The sequence below is a fragment of the Novosphingobium organovorum genome, from assembly GCF_022832435.1.
In the GTDB taxonomy this organism is placed as follows: domain Bacteria; phylum Pseudomonadota; class Alphaproteobacteria; order Sphingomonadales; family Sphingomonadaceae; genus Novosphingobium; species Novosphingobium organovorum.
The window spans coordinates 47,558-64,532 of record NZ_JALHLF010000014.1 but is presented as its reverse complement, the minus strand read 5'-3'; the positions used below and the strand labels follow the sequence as shown (position 1 = coordinate 64,532).

The window sequence follows — 16,975 nt, the reverse complement described above, 5'->3', positions numbered from 1 at the left end:
CGAGGGGCTGACGCTGGGCGAAGCCGCCGCCCGGCCGACGTTCTGGCTGGTGCTCGTCGCCGTGGCGGCGGGCGCGGGCGGGACGACGGCGGTGTTCAGCCATGTCGTGCCGATCCTGGGCGATCGCGGCCTTTCGGTGGCGACCGGGACGGCGGTGGTCAGCGTCTTTGCGCTGGCGACCTCGGCCTGGCAGATTGCCACCGGGCGGATCATGGACGTGATCCAGACCCCACGCGTGGCGGTGCCGATGTACGGCATGGCGATCGTCGGGCTGGCGCTGCTCGAATTCGGGCAGGGCACGCCGCTGCTGATCCTGGCCGGCGTGCTGCTGGGGGTCGGCCTTGGTGGCCAGTTCGGCGCCTTGCCCTACTTTATCGCGCGCTATTTCGGGGTACGCCATTTCGGCTCAATCATCGGGGCGATGTATTCGGCGGTGATCGCCGCGCAGGGGGTGACCCCGGTCCTGCTCGATCTGGTGTTCGACCACGTCCATTCCTACCGCCCGGCGCTGATCGGGGTGGGCGCGGCGCTCGTGACCGGCATGGCGCTGTTGACCGCCTTGCCGCGCTATGGTGAGGAAGAGGCGCCTTCGCTCGACGGCGTTCCTATGCCATCGCATTGAGCGTTCACGCTTTTTTGAGATATACCCCGTTGTTGAGAGGACATCTTCGTGGCCGATAATCCCGCCTTCGCCGACCCCGCCCGCGCGCCCTATGCGGTGAGCGAGGCCGAGCGCGCGGCGATCGCGGCGGCGATCGACACCGATGAACTGGTCGAGCTTGCGCTGACGCTGGGCAACATTCCCAGCCGTTCGCGCGAGGAACTGGCGGCGGCTGAGTTCGTCCACGACTGGATGGCGAAGGAGGGATTCCACCCGCGCAAGGTCGGCGCGGTGCCCGAGCGGCCCAATATCATCGGCGAATACGGCGGCACCGCGCGCGGCGCGAACCTGCTGTTCACCGCGCATCTCGACACTGAGGCGCCCAGCGGCATCGCCGCGCAGGACCGTTTTCGGTACCGTGAAAGCACCATGGCCGATCCCGAGTGGACGCGCTGCTGGCTCGACGAGGACGGCGCCTTGCGCGGCTTTCCCATCTCCAACGACCGGGGGCCGATGGCCTGCTTCCTGATCGCGGCCAAGGCGCTGAAAAAGGCGGGCATTGGCCTTGCCGGAAAGACCTGGCTGACCGCGTGTCCGGGTGAGATCGGTCCTGAGCCGATCGAGGAATTTGCAGGGATCGACTATCTCGGCAAGGACATCGGCGCGCACTACCTGTTCCACCACGGCGGCGTCGCGCCCGATTACGCGATCGCGGCCGAGGGCACCGACTTCGGGCTGACCTGGCAGGGTTCGGGCTACGCGGTGTTTCGCGTGCGCATTTATGGGCAGGGGATGTTCACCCCGATCCTCGAAGCACCGGAAAAGGCCAGCGCGCACCCCAACCCGATCTATCGCCTCGGCCCCGTGATCGAGGCGCTGCACGGCTGGGGGCAGACATGGGAAGCGGCCTCGGTGATCGAGACGGCGAGCGGGGCGGTCTGCCCCAAGGTCCAGCTCTCCTCGGTGCGCGGGGGCATGCCGACCGACTTTGGCGCCGGGACCGAGCTGGTCGCGCTCTATCTCGAGGTCGGCCTGAACCCGCGCCAGAAGGCGGCCGATGCGATGCACGGGATCGTCGCGGCGATGCGCGGCGTTGATCTCGATGGCTTCGATGTCGAGCCGGTGGTCGTGCGCCACGGCTTCGAGGCGCGTGCGGACGAGGTGGCCGCGCTGACCGGCGCCGTCGATGCCGCGACGCGGCTGGCACGCGGCGAACCGCTCGCGCCCGCGCATCCGGTCTATTCGAGCATGTGGCGCGATCATAACGTGTTCAACATGCATCGCATTCCCGCCGTCACCACGGGAATGCCGCGCTGGCGCCCGACGCCCGCCGACATGGCTTCGAGCGCGCTGGTCTACGCGCTGACCATGCTTGCCGTGTGCGGGCGCGGCGAAGCGCCGCACGAGGACGGGCCGACCAGCGTCTACGGCGATGCCACGCCCTTCGAGAACTGAGCGCGAAAGCGCCGCGCGCGGCTTGCCGTATGGGGACGTGCGGGGTAGCCATGCGGGCATGGTCGCCCATGGTACAGGACGTTCACCGCGTGTCGCAAATGCCGTTCGGACAGGGGTGACGATCCCTTGCGCATAACCACCAATGTCTACCCCAAGGAGCAGCGCCGCGAGGCCTGGCGCTTTGCGCTCAAGCGCCTGTCGCTGACGCTCGACGAGGCGGACGAGGCAACGCTCTACGGCGAGCTCATCCAGTTCAAGGCCAGCACCGGGATCAGCTTTACCCGCGTCACCGGCACCGCGCAGACCTGGACCATCGACTTTCGCGAACAGCCCCAGTCCTACTGGGTGGCCATGCTGCTCGACGGCAGTGCGACGATGCGCGATGCCAAGCAGGAGCTGCGGCTGGCCGACGGCGAGCTGATCTGCGGGCAGGGCGATGCGGCGGTGCAGCTTTCCTTTGCGGGCGACAACCGCACGCTGATCGTCCACGTGCCGCATTCCGAGCTTTCGGCCCGGCTCAAGACCCCGGTCGGCGCCGCGCCGCGCAAGATCGCGACCGACACCGGCACGGCGCGGGTCTTTGCCGGAATGCTGCGCTCGCTCGCCGATACCATCAACGATATCAACACCGACCAGGCCCGCCCGGTCGAACTGGCGTTTCCCGAATTCCTCGTCACCAGCCTGCTCGACAACGCGCCGCCCAAGGCGCTGGGGGGCGCGGCGGGGATGCGCGCCGCGTTGCTCGAGCGGATCTTCCAGACCATCGAGATCCGCCTGTCCGATCCCGATCTCAACTACCAGCAGGTCGCCGCCGAGCACGGCATTTCACCGCGCTACCTGCAAAAGCTGTTCGAATCGATCAACGACAGCTTCGGGCACTACGTGAAGGTGCGAAGGCTCGAACGCTGCCGGCTCGACTTGCGCAGCCCGCTGCACGTGCAGAAATCGATCTCGGACATCCTGTTCGAATGGGGTTTCAACGATTCCGCTTCGTTCAGCCGGGCCTTTCGCGAGCAGTACGGCATCTCCCCGCGCGAGTACCGCAAGGGCCAGCCGCAGGAAAGCGAGGCGGTTGAACTGCTGCGCCGGGGCAAGCCGGGGCCGGGCGAGGGGGCGGCGAACCGCAGCGAGAGCGTACCCGAACCTGCGGGCGAGGAGAGCGCCGAGGGGGGCGAGCCCGATGGCCAGGGCGATGCGCTGGCCGCCAATGTTCCGCCCGGGATCGGCGCGCCCTACAGCCCGCGCCCCGAAGGCGAACAGATCCGCCATCACCACCTCCCCGTCTCGCCCGAGACGGTGCACTGGGGCTACTTCAGCAAGGACCTCAAGCCCGCGCTTCGCGTGCGTTCGGGCGATTTCGTGACGATCGAGACGCTCACCCACCACGCCAACGACGATGCCGAGCGCATGGTCCACGGCGATTGCGGGGCCGAAAGCGTCTACCGCTGGGACGAGAGCGGCAAGGCGGTCAACCGGCGCGGGGCGGGGCCGATCGATGCCAGCGCGGTCGGTCGCGGGCCGGGCGAGGGCTTTGGCGTGCACATCTGCACCGGGCCTATCGCGATCGAGGGGGCGATGCCCGGGGACCTCATCGAGGTGCGCATTCTCGACCTCAAGCCCCGGCCGAGCGGCAATCCGCGCTTTGCCGGCAAGTGCTTCGGCTCGAACGCGGCGACCTACTGGGGGTTCCATTACCACGACCTGCTGACCGAGCCCAAGCAGCGCGAGGTCATCACCATCTACGAGGTCGAGGCGAGCGGTTCGCGCCCGCCGATCGCCCATGCGGTCTATTCCTACCGCTGGACCGAGCAGGTCGACCCCTCGGGCGTGGCGCACGCGCGCTACGATTATCCCGGCGTTCCGGTCGATCCTGCCAGCGTCGAGAAGAACTTCGACGTCCTGCGCAACGTCGAAATCCCGATCCGCCCGCACTTCGGGGTCATCGCGCTCGCGCCCGCGCACAACGGGCTTGTCGATTCGGTTCCGCCGTCCTCCTATGGCGGCAATCTCGACAACTGGAGGACCGGGCCGGGCGCGCGGGTGTTTCTGCCGGTGCAGGTCGAGGGCGGGCTGCTTTCGCTTGGCGATCCGCACGCCTCGCAAGGCGACAGCGAACTGTGCGGCACCGCGATCGAATGCTCGATGACCGCGCTGATCCAGGTCGTTCACCACAAGGCGGCCGGGCTCATGGAGCAGCTGCGCGACGTCGATTATCCGTTGATCGAGACCGAGACCGAATGGGTCATCATGGGCTTTTCGCACCCCGATTACCTCAAGGAACTGGGCGCCGATGCGCAGAGCGAGGTCTACAAGAAAAGCTCGATCGACGAGGCCATGCGCGATGCCTTTCGCAAGGCGCGCCGCTTCCTGATGACCGCCAAGCAGCTGACCGAGGACGAGGCGATCTCGCTGCTCTCGGTCGGGGTGGACTTCGGCGTGAGCCAGATCGTCAACGGCAATTACGGGGTCCATGCGGTGATCCGCAAGGCCCTGTTCACGAGCTAGGGGCGTTCACGAGCTAGGGCTTGGCTGGGGCGAGGTGCCTCGAATGGACAATCCGCCCGCTGGCCGGATCCGCGCGGGCGTGCTAGCGGCGCGTGTATGGTACCCAAACTGCCCAGATTACCCAAACTGATTGCCGTAGCGCTTGTCCTGGGGGCGCTTGTCTATACGCTGGTGGCCGCGATGCTCGTGCTTGTCGCGGTGGGCTTTGCGGGGATCGGCGCGCTTGTCAGCCGTCCGCTCGAATTCGCGCTGGTCCTGCTGCTGGCGGGATCGCCGGTCGTGGTGTGGACCTATTGCCTCAAGAAGGCGCGCGGCTGGCTGCGCGGCGAGACACCGCGCACCTGAACACCCTGGGGTTTCTCAGGTCCCGGATTTGCGGCCGACGAAGCTGTCACCGGCATCGCGGGGCAGGCGCAGCGCTTCCACCAGCGTTGCCAGGCACAGCAGGCTGAGCGGCAGGAAGGCGAAGCGGTAGCCCATGTCCGGGCCGCTTGCGCCGAGCTTTTCCGCCAGCGGGCCGCCCAGCTTCACCGCCAGCGCGGACAGCGCGATGCCGCTGGCCATCATCAGCTGGATCGAGGTGTTGAACAGGCTCGTCGCATCGCCCATCTGCGGCTTTGGAATGTCCGAGAAGGCCATCGTGCCCAGCGTCGTGAAATGCATCGAGCGGGTCATTCCCGAGAAGAACAGGAAGGCGCAGATCACCGGGATCGGCGTGGTCGGGGTGAGCAGCGCGCCACCGGCAATGCCCACGAAAGTGGCGAGCGAAGAGCCGATCAGTACGCGGCGATAGCCGAAGGTGCGCAGCACCGGGGTCGTCACCGATTTCATCGCGAGATTGCCCGCGAACAGCGCGATCAGCACGAGGCCAGCCTCGGACGGGCTGTAGCCGAAGCCGACCTGGAGCAGCAGCGGCACGAGGAACGGCACCGAGGCGACCCCTGCGCGCGAGAGCGAGCCGCCGCGGATGGTCGCCTTGAAGGTTACGATCGCGAGGTTGTCGAGCCGCACCATCGGCGCTGTGTGGCGGCGCATGTGGCGATAGGCGAAGAGCAGGATGACGAGCCCCGCGCCGATCAGCGCGAGGCTGGGCAGGCGCCCGGTCGCGCCCAGCATTTCCATGCCCGCGAGCAACGCGAACGTGCCGATCGCGGTGATGGCAAAGCCGCGCCAGTCGAACGCGCGGTGGCTGTCGCCGCCATGGCTGTCGGGCACCAGCTTCCACGCCGCGATCATCGCGATGAGCCCGACCGGCACGTTGAGATAGAAGATCCAGTTCCACGAAAGATGCTGGGTGATGAAGCCGCCGATCGGCGGGCCGACCACGGGCGCGATGAGCGCGGGCCAGATGAGGTTGGACATCGCCACCATCAGCTTGTCGCGCGGGGTGCAGTGGAGCACGATGACCTGGCCGACGGGCACCATCATCGCGCCCGCCGCGCCCTGGAACACGCGCAGCGCGACGAATTCGGCAAGGCTGCCCGCCTGTCCGCACAGCGCCGAGGCCAGCGTGAAGAGCGCGATGGCCAGCGTGAAGATGCGCCGCGTGCCGAAGCGTTCGGCGATCCAGCCGCTGGCCGGAATGAGGATGCCCAGCGTCACCAGATAGGCGCTGACCCCGATGTTGAGTCCCACCGCGCTCGAGTGAAAATCGCGGGCCATGCTGGGCAGCGCGGTGATGATGATCGAGGCGTCGAGGATCTCCATGAACAGCGCGCCGGTCACCAGCACCATGATCAGCCGCAAGTGGAGCGGGGAGAGCGTGGCGGGCTGAAGGTCGGGCGAGGAGGTCTGCGTCATCGTCGGGCTGCCTGACTGTCGGGAGCGACGCGAAGTGCACCGCCGGGGAGGGCCACGCGATGACCGGTTGGCCGCGAAGCCTCCTGCCTATGTGCAAGCGCTCCGGGTTTGTCCATGCCGCCCGGCCCCTATCGGTCAGCGCTTGATGAGCGCGAGCGTGGCGCGGTCGATCGCCGCGCGCAGTTTCCAGGTCCGCGCGACGCTGGCGCCCGGCGTCAGTTCGTTGGTCATCACCAACGCCACCGCGTCGTGGACCGGATCGACGAGGAAATAGGTGTTGGCCGAGCCCGACCAGCTTCCCGTGCCGACCGGCAGGCTGCCGCGTTCCTCGGTGCCCGCATCGCCCAGCGCGAGGCCCAGGCCATAGGGCGTATCGAGATGCTCGCCTCCCCCGGTGCGCAGGCGCATCGAAAACATCTGGTCCACCAGGTGTTCGGACAGGATGCGCCGCCCGCGCCATTGCCCTTTATGGGCGAGCATCTCGGCGAAATGGCGGTAGTCCTCGAGCGTTCCGGCGAGCGCACCGCCGCCGTCGCGCAGCCGGTTCGGATCGCGGTACTCGGAGGTTTCGGGCGGGTCGACTGCGGTCAGCCCGTCGCCGCTTGCCGCGTAGCCGGTGACCAGCCGGGGCGCCTGCGCGTCGCTGACGACAAAGGTCGTATCGGTCATCTCCAGCGGCGCGAAGATGTGATCGTGGAAATAGGCATCGAGGCTCTGCCCGCTGACCTTTTCGACCACTGCGCCCAGCACCGTGGTCGAAAAGCCGTAGCTGAACGGGCCGCCGGGCTGGTGGAGCAGTGGGGCTTGGCCCAGCCGCTGGACCAGCTGGGCAAGGTCGCGTGCGGGCGGGGCCTCGGGGGCGCCGCTCTGCGCCTGCGTCACCCGGCCTACGCCATGCTCGCGGTAGTAGCGCTGGACCGGGGTATTGCCCATGAACTCATAGGTGATCCCTGCGGTGTGGGTGAGCAGGTCGAGGATGGTCACCGGCCGGTCCGCCGCCACGGTCTCGGGCGGATAGGCGTTCGAGCCGTTCCACACGCGCAGGTGCGCCAGATCGGGCAGGACGCGGCCGACCGGGGTATCGAGCGTGAGCTTGCCCGCCTCGACCAGCTGGAGCACGGCGACGGTGGTGATCGGCTTGGACATCGAATAGAGCCGGAACAGCGCATCGCGCCGGATCGGCGTGCGCTTGGCGACATTGGCATAGCCGGTGGTGATCTCGGCCAGCGGCTGGCCATGCTGTTCGATCAGGACCAGCGCCTGGGGCAGTTCGCCATGGGCGACCATGGCGTCCAGTTCGGCCTTGAGCGTGCGCGCGGCCGGGGCCGGTTCCTGCGCGAAGGCGGGAGGGCCCACGAGCAGCGCGAACCCGGCCAGCGCGGCGCCCGTTTTCAAAACGGCTTGTCTCCCGCGACCGTCACGCGGTATCCCGAGCGGGTTTCGGGAAAGTAGTCCCACACCGCGAAGTGCTGCGTGCAGCGGTTGTCCCAGAACGCGATCGAGTGCGGTTGCCAGCGGAAGCGGACCTGGAAATTGGGGTCCTTTACATGGTCGTAGAGGCAGCGCAGCACCGCGTCGCTTTCGGCCTTGGACAGCTCGTTGATCTTCGTGGTGTAGGACGAGTTGACGAAGAGCAGCTTGCGCCCGGTTTCGGGATGGGTGCGCACCACCGGGTGGGTGTTGCACTCGTAGGTCTTGTCGATGTCGGGGAAGATCGCCTTGTAGACCGGGTTCGCGTCGTGGACGGCGGTCAGCGGTTCGAGGAAACGCTTCATCGGCTCGGACAGTGCGTCGTAAGCGGCGTACATGCTCGAAAACAGCGTGTCGCCCCCGTCCCTGGGCATCGTGTGCATGTAGAGGATCGAGCCCATCGGCGGAGCGGGATCGCACGAGAGGTCCGAGTGCCAGTTGTCGCCCGCGATGTATTTGCTCGTCGCGTCGGCGTGGATCTGGACGATTTCGGGATAGCCCTCGATCCCCGCGACCGCCGAATGGATCGCGAGCGGGCCGAAGGCGCGGCCAAAGGTGCGATGCGCCTCGTGATCGATCGGCTGGTCGCGAAAGAACACCACCTGGTGTTCGAGCAGCGCGGTGCGGATTTCGGCGTAAGTCTGGTTGCCGAGCGGCCGCGTCAGGTCGACCCCGAAGATCTCCGCGCCGATCCGCTTGGTCACGGGCCGCACGTCGATCGTTTCATAGCTCATCGTCACTCTCCGTAAGCGCCCGGAGGAGGTGGCCGGTGGTGCGAGCGCGATGGTTCGCTTCGCCGGCCGCCGCCTTGCGGGCATTGCCGCAATAGCAATTTATTCGGGGTCCTGCACCGTGCCCTTGTCGGGGAAGATGCGCCGTTCGATCTTGCAGTGGATGCCCTGCGTCCCATCGACCACCTGGGTCACGCCAAAGTCGCTTGCCACGCTCATCAGCGAATAGGCGTCGTGACGCGAGAGGCCCTGATGTTCGGTCAGCAGGTGCATCATGTCGAGCGAGGCGCTTTTCATCGCGACGTCCAGATCCTCGCCGAAACCATGGACGATCCAGTAGTCGGGTGTCTCGAGCAGCGGCGAGGGGAAGGCGAAGTCCTTGCGCAGGATGATCTGGAACAGCACGTCGAGCGAGCTTTCGATCGCGGTGCCCGAAATCTCGCCGTCGCCCTGGCTGACGTGCGGATCGCCGATCGAGAACAGGCCGCCCTTGACCTGCACCGGGTAGTACATCTTGGCGCCCGCGCCGATGCGCCAGTTGTCGATGTTGCCGCCGTGCAGGCCGGGCGGGATCGTGCTGACCGGGGCATCGACCGCCGGGGCCACGCCTGCGGTGCCCAGGTGCGGGCGGGCGGGAATGGTGATGCCGGGCAGCGCCTTAGAACGGTCGCACGCGGGGCAGTGGGTGATCCGGCCGGGCGTGGTGTAGACCCCTTCGACATCGTAGGCGTAGAGCGCGCTGGCGGTCATCGCGTTGGGATCGAGCTTGTAGATCGTCACCCGCTCGGTCTCGTCGAACTCCTTGTAGAGATGGCCCCAGTTGGCCTGGAGGTTCGAGCCGTAGTTGTGGCGCGGCTTCATCTCGAAGTAGCGCACCTCGAGCATGTCGCCCGGTTCCGCATCCTCGATATAGATCGGCCCGGTCATGATGTGGCAGCCCGGCGCGCGCGTTGAGGGATCGATCTCGGTGAAGATGCGCTGGATGTTTTCGTCGAACATCAGCTCGGGATCGTCGCCCGCGTGGTGGGTGATCGCCTCACCGTGGATCAGGTCGCCGCTCTTGACGCGCAGAACCGGTTTGATCTCGGGGGAGAAGTAGCCCCAGTGCACGGTCTCGGGCGTGGCCTTGAGGTGGTGCAGGGCGCCGGGCATCGTCATGGTTCGGACGGTGTCGGACTTGGGGTTGATGAGAGCCATCGAAACTCCTGTAGGGGCGGGAAAGGGAGGGGATGCGAGCGGTTCGGATCGGCGGGGGCGCTGTAAAGCGCTCAGTCGGCGCCGATCAGGATGCTCGTCATCGAAAGCGATTTGTGCTGGATGAAGTGCGGGGCGAATTCGACCTTTTCGCCTTCGTGCCGCGCGCCCAGGAAATAGAGCAGCGGCAGAAAATGGTCCGCGGAAGGCACCGCGTAGCGCGCCGCATCGCCCAGTGCCTGGTAATCGATGGCCACTTCGGGCGTGTCGCTCTCGACCGCGTGGCACATCGTGTCGTTGAAGGCCTTTGCCCAGGGGTAGGGCTCGGCGAGCGGGTTGCCCCAGTCCATCGCGGGCAGATTGTGGACGATGTTGCCACTGGCCATGATCAGCACGCCTTCATCGCGCATAGCGCGCAAGCTGCGGCCCACTTCCCAGTGCTGCTGCGGGGTCTTGGCAAGGTCCATGCCGAGCTGGACGACCGGAATGTCGGCCTCGGGATAGGCGTGGACGAGCACCGTCCAGGTGCCGTGGTCGAACCCCCAGCCGGTATCGAGCGTGACCTCCATCGGCGCGAGCAGCTCGCGCACGCGCAGCGCCAGTTCGGGATCGCCGGGGGCGGGGTACTGCATGTCGAACAGCGCCTGCGGAAAGGCACCGAAATCGTGGATGGTGCGCGGGCTTGGCATCGCGGTAACCGCGGTGCCGCGCGTCTGCCAGTGGGCCGAGATGCACAGGATCGCCCTGGGCCGGCCGATCCGATCGGCCATCGCCTTCCACTGGCGCGTGATAGCGCTCTTTTCCAGCGCTACCATCGGGCTTCCATGTCCGAAGAAGACGATGGGAAGTCGGCTCATGGCAGGGGATGCTCCTCTTGGGTGATGCGCGTTGGCGAAAAAGGCAGGCTATGGGGCAAAGGCTATGAGGAGGGGCCGTGCCGGTCTTGGGAGCGGACGCACAAGAATTTGTCGTGCGCGCCCCGTGGCTGGCCCATGGCTGGTGCGCTGACCGGCAAGGCGTTCCTCGTGTGGCGGCTTATTCGCGCGTGTAGTCCGCCGGGATCACCGGCGGTTTGCCGGCCTTGCCCCAGAGCATGATGTGGTTGCCCCAGGGGTCCACGAAGCAGTGGTTGAGCCCGTTGAATTCGGCCCAGTAATGGTTGCGCCACAGCACCGTGGCGCCAAGTTCCTCGGCCTTGCCCAGGATGCGCTCGGGGGTGTCGTCGTCGCCGATCAGGATCCAGATGCGCGGGCCGCGTCCGCCGGTGGCGGGACCGCGCGGTTCGATGCCTTCGGGGGCGGGATGCGGGCGCATGTTGGCGACATCGCCGATGCCCATGTGCAGATTGCCGATTTCGCTGTCCGACCCGTCCGGGTTCTTGAACATGCCGCCTGGAACCATGCGGTGGTAGCGCCCGCCCAGGCGCGGATCGTCCTCCCAGCCGAACACCTCGGCATAGAACCTGCCCGCGGCGTCCGGATCGTCGCTGGGGATGTCGAAGAAGATCAGGCTGTTGGTCATACGTGCTCCCTAATGCGTCGCAGAGGCGTAGCGGCGAGCGGGGCGAAAGCGCTGCGCAACCCGCGCACGAAAGCTTGACCGGGCGCGACCCGGCTCGTCGCACCGGGGCGGGAACAAAGAAGAGCGGCGCCCGGACGAGGCCGGACGCCGCAGCTCGAAGTGTGTGAGGAAGGGGGGGGCGTCAGCCCACCGCGCCCGAGCGGATCTTCGTCACCGGCGCGCTGGGGCCGCGGCGGCGGTCCCATTCGGCCCAGTAGCGATCGACCAGCCAGACGTTGAGCAGGCGCTGTGCGCCCTCCTGCCAGGAATAGCGCCCGCGCGGCGCGTGGCGTGAACGCAGGCCCTGCTGGACCAGCTCGTCGACGTGGAAATCCTGCGCGACGATACGCTCGACCGCCTCGTCGGTCATCTTGACCTTGAGCTCGTAGAGCGGGTCGTCCATCGCCTCGGGCGCCATCAGCGTGCCGATGGTCAGCTTGTGCGAATGGGCGCTCTGCGGGTCCATGATGAGGTAGATCACGCTGTCGTTGAGCACGACGAGCGAGAGGCTGGGCGGCAGGTTGACGAACAGCAGGCGGTTCTGCTCCTCCTCGGTCAGCTTGGGGAAGACCGGGAAGATCGACTTTTGCGTCGCGTTGAACCCGGCGTTCTTGTGCAGCGTGCCGTTGAGCCGGTAATAGCCCGCGCTGTCCGCCGGGACTTCGGGGAAGGAGGCAAGCCCGCTCGGGATGAAGTCGTGCAGCGGCCCGGCGTGGAGGCGGCTGGCGTGGTAGCCGTCGTTGTTGTTCTCGAGCATGACCTTCCAGTTCCACGGGAACAGGGTGGGCTCTTCGGGGCGCGGCCCGCGCAGCGAGGCGAAATCGTAGTTGGCGACCACCGGTTCGAGCGCGGCGAGGCGGGGGGCAAGCGGCTCGGCCGCGTTGTCGAGGTTGATGAACACGAAGCCGTGCCAGGTCTCGAGCCGGATTTCGGGCAGCGAGGCGGCCTTCTTGTCGAAATTGCAGGTGCGGTTCATCGCCGGGGCGCCGACCAGCGCGCCGTCGAGATCATACGTCCAGTGGTGGTAGGGGCACACGAAAGCGCGCGCGTTGCCGTGCCCTTCGGCGACCAGCATGGCGCGGTGCTGGCAGACCGAGGACAGCGCCTTGATCGTGCCCTCGCGCGTCTTGCACACCACGATCGGTTCGTTGACGCGGTTGACGGTGAAGTAGTCGCCGGGGTTTTCCAGCCATTCCTCACGGCCCACGCACAGCCATTCGTGTGCGAACACCGCTTCCATCTCGAATTCGTGGAATTCCTCGCTCGCGTAGCATTCGCGCGGCAGCGTCTCGGCCTCGAGCGTGTCCAGTTTCGAGCTGGCGAGGCTGTCGAAGAACTGGTCGGTGAGGAGTGTCATGCGTGCCTGTTCCCGTGTTGCTTTTTGTGGAAGGAGTCGCGGCGCGCCGGGCGCCGGGCGACAACACCGTGATCCTAGACGCGCGCGCTGCAGGTGGCTTGGCCGCGCGCGTCCTCATTTTTGACCGGCCTTGCAACCGCGTGTCGCGCGGCCGGATGACGGCTCATTCGGCCGGTTCGAACTTGAGCGTGTCGGCGTCGAGCGCGCTGTCCTCGTCGCGCTGGACGAGCGGGCGCGGTGCCTGGAGCAGCAGCACGCCCGCGATCGCGGCGACCAGCAGAAGCACGGCAAAGACCACGATGGCGGGCGCATAAGTCCCGCTGACGTCGGCCACGCGCCCGGCCGCGATGGGGCCGAACACCGCGAGCGTCGAGACGGTGGTGACCATCGCGGTCATGTCACCGGCGAGGCGGGGGCCAAAGTAGCGCAGCAGCAGGATGTGCCCCGAAAGCCAGGCCATGCCCCAGCCTGCGCCGAACAGCGCCGAGGCGCCGACCGCGACGAGCACGCCCGGCGCATGGGCGAGCAGGCCCATGCCCGCCGCCTGGAACAGCAGTCCGGTGATCAGGATAAGGCGCGGGGGCACGCGTTCGCACACCGCGCCGGTCACGCCCTTGGTCGCCGTCCCGGCAAAGGCGAGCAGGCTCATCGCGATGGCGCCCGGCTCCGCGCCGTGGCCCAGATTGGCGATATGCGCGACGAGCAGCGAATGGGTCGCGGTGACGACCGTCTGGACCACCGTCAGGATCAGCGCGAGGACGATGAAGGCGCGGCTGAACAGCGCCTGGCGCACGGTGAAGCCGCTATCGGGAATTTCCTTGCCCGATGGGTCCTTGCCCGCGGCCGCGCCGACATCGGCAACGTTCTTGATCGCGGCGGTGTCGCGAATGCAGACAAGGCAGACCAGACCGAGCAGCGCCGCGCCGATGGCCATGACCATCCAGTGCAGGCGCCAGTCCCCAGTCGCCCCGGCGATGGCGCCAACGATCAGCGGCCCGACGATCCCGCCAGAGGCCCCGGCCATGAAATAGAACCCGATCATCCGTGCCGAGCTGCGCGGAAACCAGTTGGCGAGCAGGTACATCGCGGGCGAGGGGGCGAGCAGGGTGAAGCCTGCGCCCATCAGCGAGGTGGCGACGAAGAACAGCGCGAGCGAATGGACCAGCGCGGCAAGCAGGAAGCCGCTGGCGAGGACCGCCGCGCCCACGACCATCGTCATGCGCGTGCCGATCTTCTTCATCAGCAGCGGCGGGAGCGGGCTGGCGAGGCCACAGGCGAGGCCCAGCAGCGCGAAGCTGAAGCCCGCCGCCGCTTTCGACCAGTGCAGCTGGTCGACCATGATGTAAAGGACATACCCCAGCGACGTGAACGTTGTGGCGGTCACGAAAAAGAATGCCAGTGAGGCGGCGAACATGACCTGGATGGAGCGGGGCATGGCTTCTCCTGCTTACAGCGACGCCCCGGAAGAGGCTCCGGGATTCGTCGGCAGGCATGTTTCTACGTTGCGGCGCCGTACTCTTGATGGAGAACGCCTCTTCGCTTGATCGCACAGGCCCGCCGCGCTGGTTGCAGGCGCGCAACGGGCAAAGTGGGGCGATCTGGCAGACATCGCGGGCATGATGCCTCGTGCGCCGCGATGCTGCAAGCGCGCAAAAGGAACGGGCGCGGACAGCTTTTGCTGCCGCGCCCGCCTGACCGATGCGGGATCGGTCCGTGTGTTCGTGCCGGTTCAGGCCGGATGGCGGCTCAGAACTTGTAACCGAACGAGAGGATCGCCTGACGCGGCGGGATGTAGGTGTCGAACACCTGCGCGCTGCCGTAGGGATCGGAGAAGCGCGAGTTGACGCCGTCGGTGTTGAACAGGTTGGTCACGCGCAGGGTGATGGTGGTGTTGGTGTCGTCGGGCTCGTACTTGAGCTGGAGGTTGACCTGCGTGTAGTCGGGCACGGTGTCGGTCGAGCCTTCGTTGAACACGCGGTACTGGTACTTGCCGCGATAGATCACCTGCGCGCGCGCGCTCAGTTCGCCCGGACCGACGTGGTCGTTCCAGGTGACCGCGGCCTGGCCCTGCCAGCGCGGCAGCTTGGGCACGCGGTTGCCGTAGATGTCCTTGCGCGCGCTGTCGCGCGCCACGGCGGCGGCGTAGTAGTTGCTCCAGAACAGCCAGTCGGGATAGCCGGCCGCGTTCTGCGCGGCGGTGGCGTCCGAGGGATCGAGCGCGTCGTAGTGCGAGGTGAAAGTCCCCTCGAGCCACGAGCCCGAAGCATCGAAGCGCAGGTGCTTGGTGGGCACATAGGAGGTTTCCAGTTCGAGCCCGTAGATCCGCGCCTTGGGCGCGTTGCTGATGCCCTCGCCGTAGAGGATCGGGTCTTCCTCGAGGAACTGCATGTTCTTGTAGAGGTACAGGAAGCCCGAGGCGTTGACCTGCAAGGTGTTGTCGAGGAAGCGGTTCTTGGTGCCGATCTCGAAGGAGTCGACGATTTCCTCCTTGTAGGTGGGCTTGATCGAATCGGTCCAGCCCAGCGCGTAGTAGGCGCTCGACCCGGCCGAGGAAGCGCTGTTGATGCCGCCCGGCTTGAAGCCGCGCGTCCAGCTGGCGTAGAGCATGTTGGTGGGCGTGAACTGGTAGTCGAGCGCGACCTTGCCGGTCCAGGCGTGCGCGGTGCGCGTGCCGGTGCTGTAGGGCTGGAGGTAGTTGCCCGAGGTCCAGTTCGATTCGCCGCCCGACATGCTGTCGTACATGCCCGAGGCTTCGTCGTGGTTGTAGCGCGCGCCCGCGGTCAGCTTGAGATCGGGGGTGATGGCGTAGCTCGCCTGACCGTAGAAGGCGTAGTCCTTGCGGGTGATCGAGGACAGTTCGGCGTAGCTCAGGTACTGCACCGCATCGTCGTCCCACGCGGTGTCGACGGGAAGCGCGGAACGCAGCCCGTCATCGTCCGAACCGTTGTATTCGTTGATGTACTGACTGTTCTTCGAATGCAGGTAGACCGCGCCGACGACCCAGCTCAGCGGCCCGTTGGTGTTCGAGGTCGCGTTGATTTCCTGGGTCCAGCTCTTGGTGTCCGAGCGCCACAGCGGCACGTGGTCATACGTGTAGCCGCCGTAAGTCGCCGCGTTGTAGGTTTCGGCGTAGAACAGGTCGGAATCGAGGCCATCCGAATCCCAGGCCTGTTCGGAATGCAGCTTCTGGTAGCTGGAGATCGACTTGATGACCGCGATCGGCGTTTCGTAGCGGATGGTGCCGGTGTAGAGCTGGGTCTTGACCTGCGAGCGGCCGGGATAGTCCTGCGTGAGCACGCGCGCATCGCCCGAGGGATCGAGGATGTTGCGCTGCGCAGGGCCGTTGGTGTTGCTCGAATACTGGATGGTGTTGAGCGTGATCGACAGGTTCGAGGTGGGCGACCACTTGGCGCCCAGGCGCCAGCCGGTGTTGTCCTCGTTGTCGAGCTGGTACTTGTCCACGCCCTCGACCGCGGTGGCATAGGCGTAGCCGTCGTGCTTGGTGAACTGGAACGCGCCGCGCACCGCCAGGGTGTCGGTCAGCGGCACGTTGAGCGCGGCGTTGCCTTCCTTGTAGTTGTAGTTGCCGATCCCGGCGTTGACTTCGCCGGTCAGCGCATCGGTGCTCGGTTCCTTGCTCACCACGTTGATCGTGCCGCCGGTCGAACCCTGGCCGAACAGCGTGCCCTGCGGCCCGCGCAGCACCTCGACTTGCGCCACGTCGATGAAGGCGGCCGAGGCGGCGATCGAGTTGAAGATGTAGACGCCGTCGATGTGGTAGGAGACGCCGGGCTGGGTGTTGGTGTTCTCGGGCGTTTCCGAGCCCACGCCGCGGATCGAGAGGATCCGCTCGCCGCCGCCCGACCGCGCCACGACGAGGCCGGGGACGGTGCCGTTGAGCCCGGTGATGTCGGTGATGTTGGAGGCCTTGAGATCGTCGGCGGTGATCGCCGAGACCGACAGCGGGGCATCCTGCAGCGTGATCTCATGGCGTTCGGCTGTCACCACGATGTCGTGCAGGCCGGTGGTTGACGAACCCTCATCGCTCGTCGCGGCCGGACTGGTGGCGGCGGTGTCGGCTGCTTCGGCCCGGACGCTTCCCGCACAGAACGCCGCAAGTGAGACACTACAGGCCAGAGCCCTGGCAATTTGCTTCTTTTTCAGCATGTAAAGCTCCCCAAACCGTGAAATTCAGTACCCATCCCGTGGACGCGACCGTTGTCGTTCTCGTTAGATCGCTTGACCGTGAAGCTGGCGAGAAGTGGGGGCTCGGGTCTTGTGCGCGTGCGAATAAGTACTTGA

13 protein-coding genes are annotated in these 16,975 nt (G+C 66.7%); 4 read left to right on the top strand and 9 right to left on the bottom strand.

All coding sequences use genetic code 11. The features are described 5' to 3' along the window. The 4 genes from MTR62_RS06335 to MTR62_RS06320 form a co-directional block, all read left to right on the top strand. Positions 1-622: MFS transporter (locus MTR62_RS06335; RefSeq protein ID WP_244018119.1), on the top strand; the 622-nt coding region annotated here is incomplete at its 5' end. A 48-nt stretch (positions 623-670) separates the two neighbouring features. Next, positions 671-2,056 (top strand): zinc-binding metallopeptidase family protein, encoded by a 1,386-nt coding sequence (locus MTR62_RS06330; protein WP_244018117.1) that lies wholly within the window; start codon positions 671-673, stop codon positions 2,054-2,056. Between the two features lie 126 nt (positions 2,057-2,182). Beyond that, positions 2,183-4,561, top strand: a complete 2,379-nt coding sequence (locus tag MTR62_RS06325; protein ID WP_244018115.1) for an acetamidase/formamidase family protein — start codon at positions 2,183-2,185, stop codon at positions 4,559-4,561. A 96-nt stretch (positions 4,562-4,657) separates the two neighbouring features. Further along, a complete protein-coding gene (locus MTR62_RS06320) occupies positions 4,658-4,906 on the top strand; it encodes a hypothetical protein (protein ID WP_244018113.1) in 249 nt (82 codons plus the stop codon). A 15-nt stretch (positions 4,907-4,921) separates the two neighbouring features. Here MTR62_RS06320 and MTR62_RS06315 read toward each other — a convergent pair whose 3' ends face one another. The 9 genes from MTR62_RS06315 to MTR62_RS06275 all read right to left on the bottom strand — a co-directional run bounded on the left by MTR62_RS06315 (position 4,922) and on the right by MTR62_RS06275 (position 16,840). Next, on the bottom strand, positions 4,922-6,361 hold the full coding sequence (locus tag MTR62_RS06315) for an MFS transporter (RefSeq protein WP_244018111.1): 1,440 nt from the start codon (positions 6,359-6,361) through the stop codon (positions 4,922-4,924). A gap of 135 nt (positions 6,362-6,496) precedes the next feature. Continuing rightward, positions 6,497-7,756: a serine hydrolase domain-containing protein gene (locus MTR62_RS06310; protein ID WP_244018109.1), complete on the bottom strand. Its 1,260-nt coding sequence runs from the start codon at positions 7,754-7,756 to the stop codon at positions 6,497-6,499. Beyond that, entirely contained in the window at positions 7,753-8,565 is an 813-nt protein-coding gene (locus tag MTR62_RS06305) for a TauD/TfdA dioxygenase family protein (protein ID WP_244018107.1), read from the bottom strand. The genes MTR62_RS06310 and MTR62_RS06305 overlap by 4 nt, the downstream gene beginning before the upstream one ends. Positions 8,566-8,664: 99 nt before the next feature. Then, positions 8,665-9,759, bottom strand: coding sequence for an acetamidase/formamidase family protein (locus tag MTR62_RS06300; protein ID WP_244018105.1), 1,095 nt, complete (start codon positions 9,757-9,759; stop codon positions 8,665-8,667). Between the two features lie 71 nt (positions 9,760-9,830). After that, positions 9,831-10,613, bottom strand: a complete 783-nt coding sequence (ygiD, locus tag MTR62_RS06295; protein ID WP_244018103.1) for a 4,5-DOPA-extradiol-dioxygenase — start codon at positions 10,611-10,613, stop codon at positions 9,831-9,833. A 178-nt stretch (positions 10,614-10,791) separates the two neighbouring features. Beyond that, positions 10,792-11,277 carry a VOC family protein gene (locus MTR62_RS06290; protein ID WP_244018101.1) on the bottom strand — a complete coding sequence of 162 codons (486 nt, stop codon included), beginning with the start codon at positions 11,275-11,277 and terminating at the stop codon, positions 10,792-10,794. Between the two features lie 181 nt (positions 11,278-11,458). Next, complete coding sequence (locus tag MTR62_RS06285; RefSeq protein ID WP_244018098.1) at positions 11,459-12,673, bottom strand: aromatic ring-hydroxylating oxygenase subunit alpha; 1,215 nt, start codon at positions 12,671-12,673, stop codon at positions 11,459-11,461. Between the two features lie 163 nt (positions 12,674-12,836). Next, on the bottom strand, positions 12,837-14,108 hold the full coding sequence (locus MTR62_RS06280; protein ID WP_244018096.1) for an MFS transporter: 1,272 nt from the start codon (positions 14,106-14,108) through the stop codon (positions 12,837-12,839). Positions 14,109-14,419: 311 nt separating this feature from the next. Further along, the gene (locus MTR62_RS06275; protein WP_244018094.1) at positions 14,420-16,840 is read right to left on the bottom strand and encodes a TonB-dependent receptor; all 2,421 of its coding nucleotides are present in this window, start codon (positions 16,838-16,840) and stop codon (positions 14,420-14,422) included. Positions 16,841-16,975: the final 135 nt, after the last annotated feature.

Excerpts from the sequence above, each read along its gene's own strand:
- ygiD (WP_244018103.1), bottom strand. The coding sequence starts at position 10,613 with ATGAGCCGACTTCCCATCGTCTTCTTCGGACATGGAAGCCCGATGGTA.
- MTR62_RS06320 (WP_244018113.1), top strand. The coding sequence starts at position 4,658 with ATGGTACCCAAACTGCCCAGATTACCCAAACTGATTGCCGTAGCGCTT.
- MTR62_RS06315 (WP_244018111.1), bottom strand. The coding sequence starts at position 6,361 with ATGACGCAGACCTCCTCGCCCGACCTTCAGCCCGCCACGCTCTCCCCG.
- MTR62_RS06275 (WP_244018094.1), bottom strand. The coding sequence starts at position 16,840 with ATGCTGAAAAAGAAGCAAATTGCCAGGGCTCTGGCCTGTAGTGTCTCA.
- MTR62_RS06290 (WP_244018101.1), bottom strand. The coding sequence starts at position 11,277 with ATGACCAACAGCCTGATCTTCTTCGACATCCCCAGCGACGATCCGGAC.
- MTR62_RS06305 (WP_244018107.1), bottom strand. The coding sequence starts at position 8,565 with ATGAGCTATGAAACGATCGACGTGCGGCCCGTGACCAAGCGGATCGGC.
- MTR62_RS06300 (WP_244018105.1), bottom strand. The coding sequence starts at position 9,759 with ATGGCTCTCATCAACCCCAAGTCCGACACCGTCCGAACCATGACGATG.
- MTR62_RS06285 (WP_244018098.1), bottom strand. The coding sequence starts at position 12,673 with ATGACACTCCTCACCGACCAGTTCTTCGACAGCCTCGCCAGCTCGAAA.
- MTR62_RS06280 (WP_244018096.1), bottom strand. The coding sequence starts at position 14,108 with ATGCCCCGCTCCATCCAGGTCATGTTCGCCGCCTCACTGGCATTCTTT.